Raw genomic sequence first — 12734 nt, 5'->3', positions numbered from 1 at the left:
CCGGCGGGGATCTCCACACCGGTTCCACACGGTCTCCACAGCGCCCTGCTGCACTGGCGGGCATGGACACAGACGTCGTCGTGGTGGGCTGCGGACCGGTCGGCGCGCTCACCGCCAACCTGCTCGGGGTCCGCGGGGTGCGGACCGTCGTCGTGGAGCGCAGCACCGCCCCCCACGGGCAGCCGCGGGCGTTCTCCTGCGACGACGAGGCGCTGCGGGTGTACCAGCAGGCCGGGCTGCGCGACACGGTGGCCGCCGACATGTACCCGCCGCCGGTGGTGGAGTACGTCAGCGGCAACGGCCGCCCGTTCGCGACGATCGCCCTCGACGAGATCGACTTCGGCCTCGGCAGCGAGCCGCTGCACTTCTTCGACCAGCCGTGGCTGGAGGCGTCGCTGCGCGGCGGGCTGGACCGCTTCGCCCACGTCGAGCTGCGCACCGGCGTGGAGATGACGGGCCTGGAGCAGGACGCCGACGGTGTCACCGTGCGGCTGCGCGACACCGGGACCGGCGAGGACAGCACCGTCCGGGCCCGGTACGTGCTGGGCTGCGACGGCGCCCGCAGCGCCACCCGGGCGGCGGCCGGGATCGAGCTGAGCGGCACGTCGTACGCGGAACCGTGGCTGGCGATCTCCGGCGACGTGCAGCCCGGCGGGGTACGGCAGCCGCGGACCCGGTTCGTGTGCGACTGGCGCCGCCCCGCGTTCGTGTCACCCGGCGCGTTCGGCACGCACCGGCTGGAGTTCATGCTCCGCGCCGACGAGTCACCCGAGGAGATGACGAAGCCGGAGACCCTGGCCCGGCTGGCGGCGCCGTACGTCGACCCGGCGCGCTTCACGGTGACCCGGGCCGTCGTATACACCTTCCACCATCTCGTCGCGACGCGGTGGCGGGCGGGCCGGGTGTTCCTGCTCGGCGACGCCGCGCACCAGATGCCGCCGTTCCTCGGCCAGGGGCTGTGCAGCGGGCTGCGCGACGCGGCGAACCTGACGTGGAAGCTGGCGATGGTGCTCGAGGGGGCCGCCGGCGACGAGCTGCTCGACTCGTACGAGACCGAACGGCGCCCGCACACCGAGGAGATGGCGGTGACGAGCGTCCGGCTCGGCCGGATCTTCCTCGTGCGCAACCGGCTCGCGGCGTTCCTGCGCGACACGACGCTGCGCGCCGTGCAGGCGGTGCCGCGGGTGCGCCGCTTCGTGCGGCACTTCGAGTTCAAGCCGGCGCCGGTGATGCGCAAGGGCGTCCTCGCCGGGGGCGTGCGGCGCGGCGCGGTCGGCACGATGTTCCCGCAGCCGAAGGTCGCGACCGCCGGTGACGCGCCGCCCGGCCGGCTCGACGACGTCCTCGGCGCCGGGTTCGCGGTGCTCGGCCCGGCGGTGACCACCGCGACCGCGACGGCGTGGACGGGGCCGCCGGCGACGTTCCTGCGGGTGCTGCCGCCCGGCTCGCGCGTCGGCACCGACAGCGGGCCCGGCGTGGTGGAGGTGGTGGACGTCGAGGGGATCCTCACCGCCTGGTTCGCCCGGCACCGCGCCGAGGTGGCGGTGCTGCGCCCCGACCGGTTCGTCTACGCCACGGCCCTCGACGAGCCGGGCCCGCTGTCCTCGCCGCCCGCCTGAACCGCCGCCTGAACCGCCGGCTGAACCGCCGGCTGAACCGCCGCCTGAACCGCCGGCTGTGTCGCCGGCTGTGTCGCCGCCCGCACGGCCGCGACCAGGTCATCGAGGCGGCCCCGGATCCGGGCGGCGGTGACGTGGTCGAAGTAGTCGCGGGACTCGACGATCCGCCCGTCGCGCACCCGAAGGACGAAGATGCCGGGCAGCGCGAACGGCTCCCCGGTGCCGGCGACGGTGCCCCGGTACGCGAACTCCGCGACGATCACCTCGGGATCGGTCGTGTCGTGGATCGTGATGCCGTCCGGCCACCGGTGCAGCCGCGGCCCGGCGCCGGTGGGCCGGAAGTGCTCGCGCAGCTCGTCGCGGGTGCGCAGCGCCGGGGCGCGCAGCGGGTCGAACGGGTGCACGACGTGGGTGTGCTCCGCGTAGAGGTCCGGCAGCTCCTCCCAGCGGCCCTCCGCGACGCCGTGCACGAGGGCGAGGAAGACCTCGCGCGGGCTCATCGGTCGCTGCACGGCGCCCCCTGTACGATCCGAAGTAGTGACTCCGATTATATGGAGTCGAGACTTCGGATATCAAGGAGCGGTGCATGGCGCAGACCGGCGGGCGGGCGCGGCGGGCCGACGCGCAGGCCAACCGCGACCGCATCCTCGACGTCGCCGAGGACGTCTTCGGCCGCGGCGGCGAGACCGCGTCGACCGATGAGGTGGCCCGGCTCGCCGGCGTCGGCATCGCCACCGTCTTCCGGCACTTCCCGACCAAGGCCGCGCTGCTGCAGGCCGTCCTCGTCCGGCGCTACGACCGGCTGCGCGGGCAGGCCGAGGCGCTGCTGGACACCCCGGACCCCGGCGCCGCCTTCTACGGCTTCTTCCGGCACCTCGTCGCCGACGCCGCCACGAAGATCGCCATCGGTGACGCGCTGCTGGACGCCGGCGGCGGCGGTGACGGCGCCGCCACGCGGGCGTCGGCCGGGCTGCGCCGCGCCGTCGGCGCCCTGCTCGACCGCGCCCAGCAGGCCGGCGCCGTCCGCGACGACGTCGAGCTGCCCGAGGTCTACGCGCTGCTGGTCGCCACGTCCCGCACCGCCGCGCACGGCGACCTGGAGGCCGAGGTGAAGGCCAGAATGCTCGCCGTCGTCTTCGACGGCCTGCGGCCGCGGTAGGGCTGTCCCTACCCGGCGCCGCCCGGCCCGCCCCACCGCGGGTCAGCGGGCTCGCCGGATCGATCCGCACCGGCGCGCTCCATAGCGTTGCCAGCATGGAATCCAGGGAGAACGTGAAGGGCATCGCGGCGCGGATCGCGGTGTGGAGCGCCCGGCACCGCACGCTCGCCATCGTCGGCTGGCTGCTGTTCGTCGTCGGCGTCACCGTGCTCAGCGGACAGGCCGGCATGGTGCAGGCGACCGGCAGCGACTTCGGCAACGGCGAGTCCGGCCGCGCCGACCGCGTCGTCGAGCAGGCCGGCTTCCCGGAGCAGGGCGCCGGCGAGATGGTCGTCATCACCTCGAAGACCGCCCCGGTGGACAGCCCGCAGACGCAGGCCGCGATCGCCGAGGTCACCGCCGCCGTGCAGGCCACCGGCGTCACCGACCAGGTCGCGGCGCCGGTCACGTCCGAGGACGGCAGGTCGGCGCTCATCACGTTCGCCGTGCGCGGCGACCCGGAGACCGCCAAGGACCGCATCCAGCCGGTCCTCGACGCCGTCGCCGGCGTCCAGCGCGCGCACCCGGACCTCTACATCGCCGAGGCCGGCGACGCCAGCGGCGACAAGCTCATCGGCGACGAGCTCGACGAGGGCCTCAACCGGCTGTCGCTGCTGTCCATCCCCGTCACCCTCGGCATCCTGCTCGTCGCGTTCGGTGCGATCGTGGCGGCGCTGCTGCCGGTCGGCCTGGCCGTCACCGCCGTCGTCGGCGCCGTCGGCCTGCTTGCCTTCGCCAGCCACCTCGCCCCGGCGGTCGACACCACCATGCACGTCATGCTGCTCGTCGGCCTCGCCGTCGGCGTCGACTACTGCCTGTTCTACATCCGCCGGGAACGCGACGAGCGCCGCAACGGCGTGGACCCGCACCGGGCCCTGGTCATCGCCGCGCAGACGTCCGGCCGCTCCATCTGGGTGTCGGGGCTGACCGTCATCGTCGCCATGGCCGGCATGTTCCTCACCCGGGACACCACGTTCGTCAGCTTCGCCGTCGGCACCATCCTCGTCGTCGCGACCGCCGTGCTCGGCTCGCTGACCGTCCTGCCGGCGCTGCTGTCCGCGCTCGGTGACCGCGTCGACCTCGGGCGCATCCCCGGCCTGTACCGCAAGCGCTCCGAGGGCCGGGTCTGGGGCGCGTTCCTGCGGCTCGTGCTGCGCCGCCCGCTGATCTCCGCGGTCCTCGCCGTCGCGGCCCTCGGCGCGCTCGCCGCGCCCGCCCTGGACCTGCGTACCAAGGGTGAGGGCGTGGAGGACCTGTCGCCGAGCGCGCCGATCACGCAGGCGTTCCTGGCGATCCAGGCGGCGTTCCCGGGCGGCACCGGCCCCGCCAAGGTGGTCGTCAAGGCGCCCGCCGTCAGCGGCCCCGCCTGGGACGGCGCGGTGGCGGAGTTCAAGCGGCAGGCCCTGGCCACCGGGCGGCTGCACGAGCCGGTGACCGTCGAGGTGAACCCGGCCGGCACGGTCGCCGTGATCAGCGTCGGGCTCTCCGGTACCGGCAGCGACCGCGCCTCCGAGGAGGCCCTCGCCGCGCTGCGCGGCACCGTCATCCCCGCCACCCTGGCCGGGTACCCCGGCGCGTGGGTGGGCGTCACCGGCGACGCCGCCTGGTCCAAGGACTTCAACGACCAGCTCGCCGGCTCCATGCCGCTGGTCTTCGGGTTCGTCCTGGGTCTGGCGTTCCTGCTGCTGCTCGTGTCGTTCCGGTCCGTCGTCGTCGCGGTCACCGGGGTGGTGCTCAACCTGCTGTCGGTCGCCGCGGCCTACGGGATGCTCGTCTTCGTCTTCCAGTACGGCCACTTCGAGTCGCTGCTGGACTTCCGCGCCGCCGACGGCATCACCAACTGGATGCCGCTGTTCCTGTTCGTCATTCTGTTCGGCCTGTCGATGGACTACCACGTCTTCGTGGTCAGCCGCATCCGTGAGGGTCACGACCGCGGCCTGCCGACCAGGCAGGCGGTCACCGAGGGCATCACCGCCACGGCCGGGGTCATCACCAGCGCCGCGGCGGTCATGGTGGCGGTGTTCGCGCTGTTCGCCACGCTGCCGCTGGTCTCCACCAAGGAGCTCGGCGTCGGGCTGGCCGCGGCGGTCCTGCTCGACGCAACGATCGTGCGGGCGGTCCTGCTGCCGGCGACCATGGCACTGCTCGGCGAGCGCAACTGGTGGCTGCCGCGCTGGCTCAACTGGCTGCCGCAGGTCTCCCACGACGTGCCCGCCGCCGAGCCCGAGACCCGGGAGCTGCTCACCACCCGGGGGTGACCGCACCGAGCAGGGCCGCGGCGCGCCGTCCAGGGGGTGGACGGCGCGCCGCGGCCATAGGATCTTCGGCATGCTCCGCGCCCTGCGGCACCCTACCCGCCTGCTCCCCGCGGCGTTCCTCGTCGTGCTGCTGGTCGGCACCGGCCTGCTCATGCTCCCGGCGGCCCGCACCGCGGGTGAGGCCGCCCCGCCGCTGGTGGCGCTGTTCACCGCCGCGTCGGCGGTGTTCATCACCGGCATGAGCACGGTCGACCCGGCGACGTACTGGTCGCCGGCGGGCCAGGGCATCATCCTCGGGCTCATCCAGGTCGGCGGGTTCGGCATCATGACGTTCGCGACCGTGCTGGGCCTGATGGTGTCGCGCCGGCTCGCGCTGCGCACCCGGCTCGTCGCGCAGGCCGAGACCCGGTCGCTGAACCTCGGCGAGGTCCGCGCGCTGCTGGTGCGGGTCCTCGCCATGATGGTCGGCTTCGAGCTGGTCGTCGCCGCCGTGCTGACCGCCAGGTTCCGCATCGCCTACGACGACTCGCTGCCCACCGCGCTGTGGCACGGCGTGTTCCACGCGGTCAGCGCCTTCAACAACGCCGGGTTCTCGCTGTACTCCGACAGCTTCATGGGCTTCGTCGGCGACCCGTGGATCTGCGGCACCGTCGCGGTCGCCGTCATCCTCGGCGGCCTCGGCTTCCCCGTGATGCTGGAGCTGTACCGCGAGTGGCACAGACCACGGTCCTGGTCGATCCACACCCGCCTCACCGTGTGGGGCTCGGTGACCCTGCTGGTGCTCGGCATCGGCGCCGTCACCGCCTTCGAATGGTCCAACCCGGCGACGCTCGGCCCGCTCAACTGGTGGCAGAGCCTCGTCGGCGGCACGTTCAGCGGCGTCAGCCCGCGCACCGCCGGGTTCAACAGCATCGACTACGGCGCGGTGCGGCCCGAGACGCTCGCCCTCACCAACGTGCTGATGTTCATCGGCGGCGGCAGCGCCGGCACCTCCGGCGGCATCAAGGTCACCACGTTCTTCCTGCTCGCGTTCGTCATCTGGGCCGAGGTCCGCGGCGAGGACGACGTCAACGTCGGTGCCCGCCGCGTCCCCACGCAGACCGTGCGCCAGGCGGTCACCGTGGCCCTGCTCGGCGTCGCCACGGTCGCCGCCGGCACCCTCGCCCTGCTGCTGGTCACCGGGCTGCCGTTCGACCGGGTCCTGTTCGAGGCGACCGCCGCGTTCTCCACCGCCGGGCTGTCCACCGGCATCACCGGCTCGCTGCCGGCCGCGGGTCAGCTGACGCTCGTCGCGCTGATGTTCATCGGCAGGGTCGGTACGATCACGGTGGCCTCCGCGATCGCCCTGCGGCGCCGCAAGCCGCGCTACCGCCGGCCCGAGGAGCAACCGATCATCGGGTGATCTTTCCTGGAGGCTCGATTGAGCAGGAGCGGCACCGCCGACGGTGTGGTGGTCATCGGCCTGGGCCGCTTCGGAGGGCAGGTCGCCGAGTCGCTGACCGAGCTGGGCCACGAGGTGCTCGGCATCGACGAGGACGCCGAGATCGTGCAGAAGCTGTCCGACGTCCTCACCCACGTCGTGCAGGCCGACTCGACCGACGAGGAGGCGCTGCGCCAGATCGGCGTCGCCGAGTTCAGCCGCGCCGTCGTGGGCATCGGCACCGACATCGAGGCCAGCGTCCTGACCGTCCTCGCGCTCACCGAGCTCGGCGTCGAGGAGATCTGGGCCAAGGCCATCTCCGCCAAGCACGGGCGCATCCTGGAGCGCGTCGGCGCCCGCCACGTCGTGTTCCCCGAAGCCGACATGGGGGTGCGCATCGCGCACCTCGTCACCGGCCAGCTGCTGGACTTCATCGAGCTCGACGACGGCTACGCGGTCGCGAAGATCTGCCCGCCCGACGACCTGGTCGGCAGGACCCTGGCCCAGCTCGGCCTGCGCACCAGGCACGGCATCACCGTCGTCGCGGTCAAGCGCGCCGGCAGGGAGGCCGAGACGGCGCTGCCGGACACCGTCATCGAGCCCGGCGACACCCTCATCGTGTCCGGCCCGACCGAGAAGATCGAGCAGATCGGCGAGCGGCAGGGCTTCCCCCGCTGACCCGCCGCCCCGGGTCGCCCGTGGCACAGCCGAGGACCCGGGACGCTGGGTCCCGGGTCCTGGTTGGTGCTGTGATATCGGGGTCAGATGAGCCAGCGGTTGCGCTGGACGAAGGGCAGCTTCGCCCACCGGCGGCCGAGGCCCCAGGTGTGCCCGGCGTAGGCCGCGGCGAGGACGATCAGCACGACCGCGTAGATCAGGTGGTAGTCGGTCAGCGGGTTGGTGGAGCCGCTGGGGGCGCCGGTCGCGGTGTGCTGCGCGATCGGGAACTCCGCGAACCACATCATCGCCATGATCAGGGAGCCGGAGGCGGCCGCGACGCGCAGGCCGATGCCGGCGACCAGGGCCAGGCCGACGCCGGCCATGCCGAGCATGAACAGCCAGTTCGCCCACCAGGTGCCGGCCATCGAGTGGAACGCCGACTGGAACGGGCCGACGTCGATCTTGCTGAGGAAGCCCTTCGTGGGGGAGCCGCCGTTGATCCAGGCCTTCGCCGCCGGGGTCGCGTAGCCCAGGCCGAAGGTCTTGTCGAGGAACGCCCACAGGAACACGAAGCCGGTCGCGTACCGCAGCACCGCAAGGGCCTTCGCCGCGGTGCGGGTGAGCATGGCGCCGGGGGATTCGACGCGTTCGAGGTGGCTGACGGGTGTGTGGTGGACGGATGCGGCGCTCATTTTCGGCCTCCTGCCGGATTTCCTTGACGACCTCAGTGTCGTCGGCGCCGCGGCGGTACGCCGGTGCCGAAGCTCCCTGAACCGGCGGGCCGAACGTCCCGGACCGTTCGGGACCTCGCCGCCGGCGGCGGCGGGCGCGGAATGCTCAACCCGGGCCCGTGCCGGCCGATCAGGCGGACGGGCTGGAACGACGCTCGCCGGTGACCAGCCCGGGAGGGGGTTCGGTGAACCCGGAGACGTCCCTGTCCGAGGCCGACCTGCGCGGCATCGTGTGGCAGGTGTGGACGGCCTACCTGCACTGCGAGCCGGAGATCGAACCCAGCCCGGAGCCGATGCCCGACACGGCCGAGGTGACCGCCAGCATCGGCGTGGCGGGCGCCTGGAACGGGCTGGCCGTGCTGCGGTGCGGGTTGCCGGCGGCCGGGCAGATCGCCGGGGCGATGCTCGACGTCGACCCGGCCGGCGCCAGCGACGACGACTGCATCGACGCCCTGGGCGAGCTGGTCAACATCCTTGCCGGCAACGCCAAGAGCCTGCTGCCGAAGCCGAGCCACCTGTCGCTGCCGCAGGTGGTGATGGGCCGGGCGAAGGTCGTGTGGCCGGGCACGACACCGCTGCTGACACTGCGGGTCACCCTGAACGCCGAGCCGACCGTGCTGGGCATCGTGCACCAGGAGGAGAAGCCGCGCTGAGCCGCGGCGGGGAGATCCGGGCGGCCTGACGGACCGGGGGCGGCCGGTGTGCCCGCCGCCCCCGGTCCGCGGCCCGTCACCGGCCGGCGGCCGGCGCGGCGAACAGCTGGGCGAGGTCGACCAGGCGGTTCGTGTAGCCCCACTCGTTGTCGTACCAGCCGAACACCTTCACCAGGTGACCGTCGGCGGCGGTGAGGCCGGCGTCGAAGACGCACGACGACGGGTCGCCGATGATGTCGCGGGACACCAGTGGCGCCTCGCTGTAGCGCAGGATGCCGGCGAGGGGGCCGGCCGCGGCCGCGGCGAACGCCGCGTTGATCTGCTCCACCGTGGCCGGCTGCGCCAGGCGCACGGTCAGGTCGGTCATGGAGCCGTTCTCGACCGGCACCCGCAGCGCCACCCCGCCGAGCCGGCCGGCCAGGTCGGGCAGGACCAGGCCGATCGCCTTCGCCGCGCCGGTGCTGGTGGGGATGATGTTGACCGCCGCGGTGCGGGCCCGCCGCAGGTCCTTGTGCGGGGCGTCGAGGACCATCTGGTCGTTGGTGTACGCGTGCACGGTGGTCAGGTACCCCTGCTCGATGCCGAACGCCTCGTGCAGGACCTTCGCCATCGGCGCGGCGCAGTTCGTGGTGCAGGACGCCGCGGACACGACGTCGTGCTGCGTGGGGTCGTAGGCGGCGGTGTTGACGCCGGGCACGATGGTCGCGTCGACGTCCTTGCCGGGCGCGGAGATGAGCACCCGGCGGGCGCCGGCCTTGAGGTGGGTCTCCGCGTCGTCGCGGCTGCGGAACTTGCCGGTGGCCTCGATGACGAGGTCGACGTCGAGGTCCGCCCACGGCAGGAACAGCGGGTCACGCTGGCGGAGCACCTCGATGTACTGGCCGCCGACGCTCATGCCGCCGCCGGACGGGTCGACGTCCACGGCGGCACGCAGCCGGCCGAACGTCGAGTCGTGCTGCAGCAGGTGCGCGAGGGTCGCGGTGTCGTACAGGTCGTTGACGGCGACGACGGTGAACCCGTCGCCGAGCAGCTGACGCTCGACGAGACACCGGATGAAGTCCCGGCCGATCCGGCCGAATCCGTTGATGGCGATCCGGTATGTCATGGCGTCCTCCTCGAAGACCGCGGCCGTGGGACCGTACCGGTCCCATCCGTCCCACCGTCACCCGCGGGGAGGCCGGCGCGCACGGGCCGAAGGTCACCGGTGGCAGGGCCGGCGGGGTACGACGGTCCGGGCCGGTGCCGGTCGACGGTGCCGGACAGGACCTTCGTCCCTGCCACTCGCACGCGATTGCGGGCAGCGTGGAGAGATCCAGCAGAACCGGACGTTTCGAGGAGCGCGCCATGGTGGCGATCCACTACACCGGCACCGGTGCCGCGACTCGCGCCGGCGCGGTCAGCCGGTCACTGACACAGGCGACGTTCGCCGCGCTCAACGCGCCGTCCGTGCTCGACACGCAGCCGTGGCGGTGGCGGATCGGCGCGGACCGCGTCGAGCTGCACGCCGACTGGCAGCGGCGGCTCGCGGACCTCGACCCGGACGGCCGGCTGCTGCTGACCAGCTGCGGCGCGGCGCTGCACCACGCCCGGATCGCCCTGGCGGCCGAGGGGGTCGGCGTGGACGTGCGGCGCTTCCCCGACCCGGGCGACCCGGACCTGCTCACGGAGCTGCGGTACACCGGCCCGGTCCCGCTGGCGCCGCGGATCGCGGCGCTGCACCGGGCGATCGCCGTGCGGCGCAGCGACCGGCGGCCGTTCGCCGGAGGGATGCCGCCCGGCGAGGAGCTCGCGCAGCTGGAGGCGGCGGCCGGGCAGGCCGGTGCCGGCGCGTACACGCTGCACGGCCCCGACGGCGCGTACGTCGTCATCACCACGCCCGGCGGCGACGGCCCCGGGGACTGGCTGACGGTGGGGGAGGCGGTGTCGGCGGTGCTGCTGACCGCCACCGCCGCGGGGCTCGCGACCGCGCCGGTCAGCGACCTGGCGCCGCTGGCAGCCCGCCCGGTCCCGGGCGCCGGGGCACCGGCCGCGGCGGTCCGGGTCGGGATCGCCGGCCGGGTCGGCGCCGCACCACGGGCCGAGCGCCGGCCCGCACTCGCCGGTCCCGCCCCGGCCGAGGAGCGGCGATGACGACCGTCGGCCGTGCGTGAGCGGCTGCGCCTGGCGGTGCACCGGGCGCACGCCCCGCAGCTCGTCCTGCGCTTCGGCTACGCGCCGACGGCCGGGTTCACCAGCCGCCGCCCCGTCGCCGACGTCATCGACCCCGCAGGCGACCCCGGCGGTGAGCCCGTCGGAGAGCTTGGCGCGGACCGCGGCGGCGGGCACGGCGCGGACCGCGCCGGCGGGACTGCCGGCTGATCGGCGCCGCCGGTCACAGCGGCACGTGCCAGTGCACCGTCGTGCCGGCCCCGACGGACTCGACGGTGCAGCGGCCGTCCAGGTCGACGGCGCGGGCCTGCATGTTCGGCAGCCCATGCCCGCGCTGTGCGGCAGGGTCGGCAGGCTGCTCGATGCCGCGCCCGTTGTCCTGGACCGTCAGCGACAGCTTGCCGTGCGTGGCCGCGACGGTGACGTTCACGCTGGTGGCGTGCGCGTGCTTGGCGACGTTGCTGAGCGCCTCGCGCAGCACCGCGAGCAGCGCGGTGCGCGGCGTGTCGGGCACTGCCGTGTCCACGGGCCCGTCGATGCGCAGCCCGGGCCGGAACCCGAGCCCGTCGCGGGCCTCGTCGACGAGGTCCCGGATCTCGGTGCGGAAACTGTGCGGGGCGGGCCCGCGCAGCTCGAAGATGGCGCCACGGATGTCGCGGATGGTGGTGTCGAGGTCGTTGACCACCCGGTCGATGCGCTGCCGCACGTCGGGCAGGCCGGACAGCCGGGTCGCGCTCTGCAGCTGCATCCCGGCGGCGAACAGCCGCTGGATGACGACGTCGTGCAGGTCGCGGGCGATGCGCTCGCGGTCGCCGACGACGGCGAGCATCTCCCGTTCGTCCTGGGCCCGGGCCCGCTCCAGGGCCAGGGCCGCCTGACCGGCGAAGGTCTCCACCATCGCCAGCTCCAGGCCCTCGGCGATGGGGACGCTGTCCTCCCGGTACGCGACGACGAGCACACCCAGTGCGACGCCGCCGACGGCGAGGGGCACGAGCAGCGCCGTGCCCGTCGACAGCAGCACCGGCCAGTTCGCGGCGGCCCCGAGGTCGGTGACCACCGACAGCTGCTGGCGCTGCAGCACCTCGGTGAACTCGCTGCCGGCCACGCCGATCGACCAGCCGGCGGCGTCGTGCGCCCCGCCGACGGACACCTCGACGGTCAGGCGCTCGCCCTCGTCGTCGGTGAGCAGCACCATGGCCAGGTCGGCGTCGGCGACCTCGCGGGCACGGGCGGCGACGAGCTCCAGCGCCTCCGTGCGCCGGATCTCCCCGAGCAGCACCCCGGTGATCTCGGCGGCCGCCATCAGCCAGCGCTGCCGCCGCTCGGCCTGCGAGTAGAGGCGCGCGTTGTCGATGGCGGCGCCGGCCGCGACCGACAGGGCGGCGACGAGGTCCTCGTCGTCCTGCGTGAACTGCTCGCCGCCGCGCTTCTCGGCCAGGTACAGGTTGCCGAACACCTGGTCGCGGATGCGCACCGGCACGCCGAGGAAGCTGTGCATCGGCGGGTGGTTGGGCGGGAACCCGTACGCGCGGGGGTGCTGCGTGATGTCCTCGAGGCGGATCGGGCGCGGCTCCTCGATCAGCAGGCCCAGCACGCCGTGACCGCGGGGCAGGTCGCCGATCTCGGCGCGCTCCTCCGCCGTGACGCCGTGGTTGATGAACTCGACCAGCATCCGGTCGGGTCCGATCACGCCGAGCGCGCCGTACCTCGCGTCGGCGAGGTGGCAGGCCGCCTGCACGATGCGCTCCAGGGTGCTGTGCAGGTCGAGGTCGGAGCCGATCCCGACGACCGCGTCGAGCAGCGCCCGCAGCCGCTCGCGGCTGGTCATCATCTCGCCGACGCGGGTCAGCAGCTCCTGCAGCAGCGCGTCGAGGTCGACACGCGACAGTGACGGCAGCGGCAGCGAGCGCTGCCAGCCGGTCTGTTCGTCGCTCACCCGGCTGATGATATTCGGGTCAGTGCTTGCCGAGGAGCCGGGAGGCGAGCACGGCGGCCTGGGTGCGTCGCTCCAGGCCGAGTTTTGCCAGGAGGCTGGAGACGTAGTTCT

General features: G+C 73.8%; 12 protein-coding genes and 1 pseudogene. 8 read left to right on the top strand and 5 right to left on the bottom strand.

Annotated elements, in window-relative coordinates:
- The first annotated feature begins 62 nt into the window (after positions 1-62).
- Positions 63-1619: a bifunctional 3-(3-hydroxy-phenyl)propionate/3-hydroxycinnamic acid hydroxylase gene (locus AB0H83_RS47320; RefSeq protein ID WP_360109008.1), complete on the top strand. Its 1557-nt coding sequence runs from the start codon at positions 63-65 to the stop codon at positions 1617-1619.
- Here AB0H83_RS47320 and AB0H83_RS47315 read toward each other — a convergent pair.
- Positions 1568-2119, bottom strand: a complete 552-nt coding sequence (locus tag AB0H83_RS47315) for a nuclear transport factor 2 family protein (protein ID WP_360109005.1) — start codon at positions 2117-2119, stop codon at positions 1568-1570. The two genes, AB0H83_RS47320 and AB0H83_RS47315, sit on opposite strands and share 52 nt — an antisense overlap.
- 86 nt (positions 2120-2205) lie before the next feature.
- Here AB0H83_RS47315 and AB0H83_RS47310 point away from each other — a divergent pair, with 86 nt between their 5' ends.
- From AB0H83_RS47310 to AB0H83_RS47295, 4 genes are all read left to right on the top strand, one after another.
- On the top strand, positions 2206-2778 hold the full coding sequence (locus tag AB0H83_RS47310; RefSeq protein WP_360109002.1) for a helix-turn-helix domain-containing protein: 573 nt from the start codon (positions 2206-2208) through the stop codon (positions 2776-2778).
- Positions 2779-2873: 95 nt separating this feature from the next.
- Positions 2874-5075, top strand: coding sequence for an MMPL family transporter (locus AB0H83_RS47305; RefSeq protein WP_360108999.1), 2202 nt, complete (start codon positions 2874-2876; stop codon positions 5073-5075).
- A gap of 70 nt (positions 5076-5145) precedes the next feature.
- Entirely contained in the window at positions 5146-6477 is a 1332-nt protein-coding gene (locus tag AB0H83_RS47300; RefSeq protein WP_360108996.1) for a potassium transporter TrkG, read from the top strand.
- Positions 6478-6495: 18 nt separating this feature from the next.
- Positions 6496-7173: a TrkA family potassium uptake protein gene (locus AB0H83_RS47295; protein ID WP_360108993.1), complete on the top strand. Its 678-nt coding sequence runs from the start codon at positions 6496-6498 to the stop codon at positions 7171-7173.
- A gap of 83 nt (positions 7174-7256) precedes the next feature.
- On the opposite strand, the gene AB0H83_RS47290 is transcribed toward AB0H83_RS47295, so the two are convergent.
- Positions 7257-7781 (bottom strand): hypothetical protein, encoded by a 525-nt coding sequence (locus AB0H83_RS47290; RefSeq protein ID WP_360109067.1) that lies wholly within the window; start codon positions 7779-7781, stop codon positions 7257-7259.
- A gap of 290 nt (positions 7782-8071) precedes the next feature.
- On the opposite strand from AB0H83_RS47290, the gene AB0H83_RS47285 reads away from it, so the two are divergent.
- The gene (locus AB0H83_RS47285; RefSeq protein WP_360108990.1) at positions 8072-8539 is read left to right on the top strand and encodes a chemotaxis protein CheX; all 468 of its coding nucleotides are present in this window, start codon (positions 8072-8074) and stop codon (positions 8537-8539) included.
- 76 nt (positions 8540-8615) lie between these two features.
- Here the strand turns inward: AB0H83_RS47285 and gap are convergent, their stop codons facing one another.
- On the bottom strand, positions 8616-9644 hold the full coding sequence (gene gap, locus AB0H83_RS47280; protein ID WP_360108987.1) for a type I glyceraldehyde-3-phosphate dehydrogenase: 1029 nt from the start codon (positions 9642-9644) through the stop codon (positions 8616-8618).
- Positions 9645-9883: 239 nt separating this feature from the next.
- Here gap and AB0H83_RS47275 point away from each other — a divergent pair, with 239 nt between their 5' ends.
- Together AB0H83_RS47275 and AB0H83_RS47270 are read left to right on the top strand one after the other, a co-directional pair.
- Positions 9884-10669 carry a hypothetical protein gene (locus AB0H83_RS47275; RefSeq protein WP_360108984.1) on the top strand — a complete coding sequence of 262 codons (786 nt, stop codon included), beginning with the start codon at positions 9884-9886 and terminating at the stop codon, positions 10667-10669.
- A 12-nt stretch (positions 10670-10681) separates the two neighbouring features.
- Positions 10682-10897 (top strand): hypothetical protein, encoded by a 216-nt coding sequence (locus tag AB0H83_RS47270; protein WP_360108981.1) that lies wholly within the window; start codon positions 10682-10684, stop codon positions 10895-10897.
- A gap of 13 nt (positions 10898-10910) precedes the next feature.
- Here the strand turns inward: AB0H83_RS47270 and AB0H83_RS47265 are convergent, their stop codons facing one another.
- On the bottom strand, positions 10911-12584 hold the full coding sequence (locus AB0H83_RS47265; RefSeq protein WP_360109064.1) for a GAF domain-containing protein: 1674 nt from the start codon (positions 12582-12584) through the stop codon (positions 10911-10913).
- A gap of 58 nt (positions 12585-12642) precedes the next feature.
- Positions 12643-12734, bottom strand: a pseudogene (locus tag AB0H83_RS47260) (DNA-binding response regulator); the annotation flags it as partial.

This window comes from Dactylosporangium sp. NPDC050688, from assembly GCF_040654515.1.
Classification (GTDB): Bacteria; Actinomycetota; Actinomycetes; order Mycobacteriales; family Micromonosporaceae; genus Dactylosporangium.
Note: the sequence above shows the minus strand (reverse complement) of the source record. Positions and strands in the feature narration are given on the sequence as shown.

What these genes read in the sequence shown, in the direction of transcription:
- AB0H83_RS47305 (WP_360108999.1), top strand. Translation starts at nt 2,874, where the DNA reads ATGGAATCCAGGGAGAACGTGAAGGGCATCGCGGCGCGGATCGCGGTG.
- AB0H83_RS47320 (WP_360109008.1), top strand. Translation starts at nt 63, where the DNA reads ATGGACACAGACGTCGTCGTGGTGGGCTGCGGACCGGTCGGCGCGCTC.
- AB0H83_RS47315 (WP_360109005.1), bottom strand. Translation starts at nt 2,119, where the DNA reads ATGAGCCCGCGCGAGGTCTTCCTCGCCCTCGTGCACGGCGTCGCGGAG.
- AB0H83_RS47300 (WP_360108996.1), top strand. Translation starts at nt 5,146, where the DNA reads ATGCTCCGCGCCCTGCGGCACCCTACCCGCCTGCTCCCCGCGGCGTTC.
- gap (WP_360108987.1), bottom strand. Translation starts at nt 9,644, where the DNA reads ATGACATACCGGATCGCCATCAACGGATTCGGCCGGATCGGCCGGGAC.
- AB0H83_RS47310 (WP_360109002.1), top strand. Translation starts at nt 2,206, where the DNA reads ATGGCGCAGACCGGCGGGCGGGCGCGGCGGGCCGACGCGCAGGCCAAC.
- AB0H83_RS47290 (WP_360109067.1), bottom strand. Translation starts at nt 7,781, where the DNA reads ATGCTCACCCGCACCGCGGCGAAGGCCCTTGCGGTGCTGCGGTACGCG.
- AB0H83_RS47275 (WP_360108984.1), top strand. Translation starts at nt 9,884, where the DNA reads ATGGTGGCGATCCACTACACCGGCACCGGTGCCGCGACTCGCGCCGGC.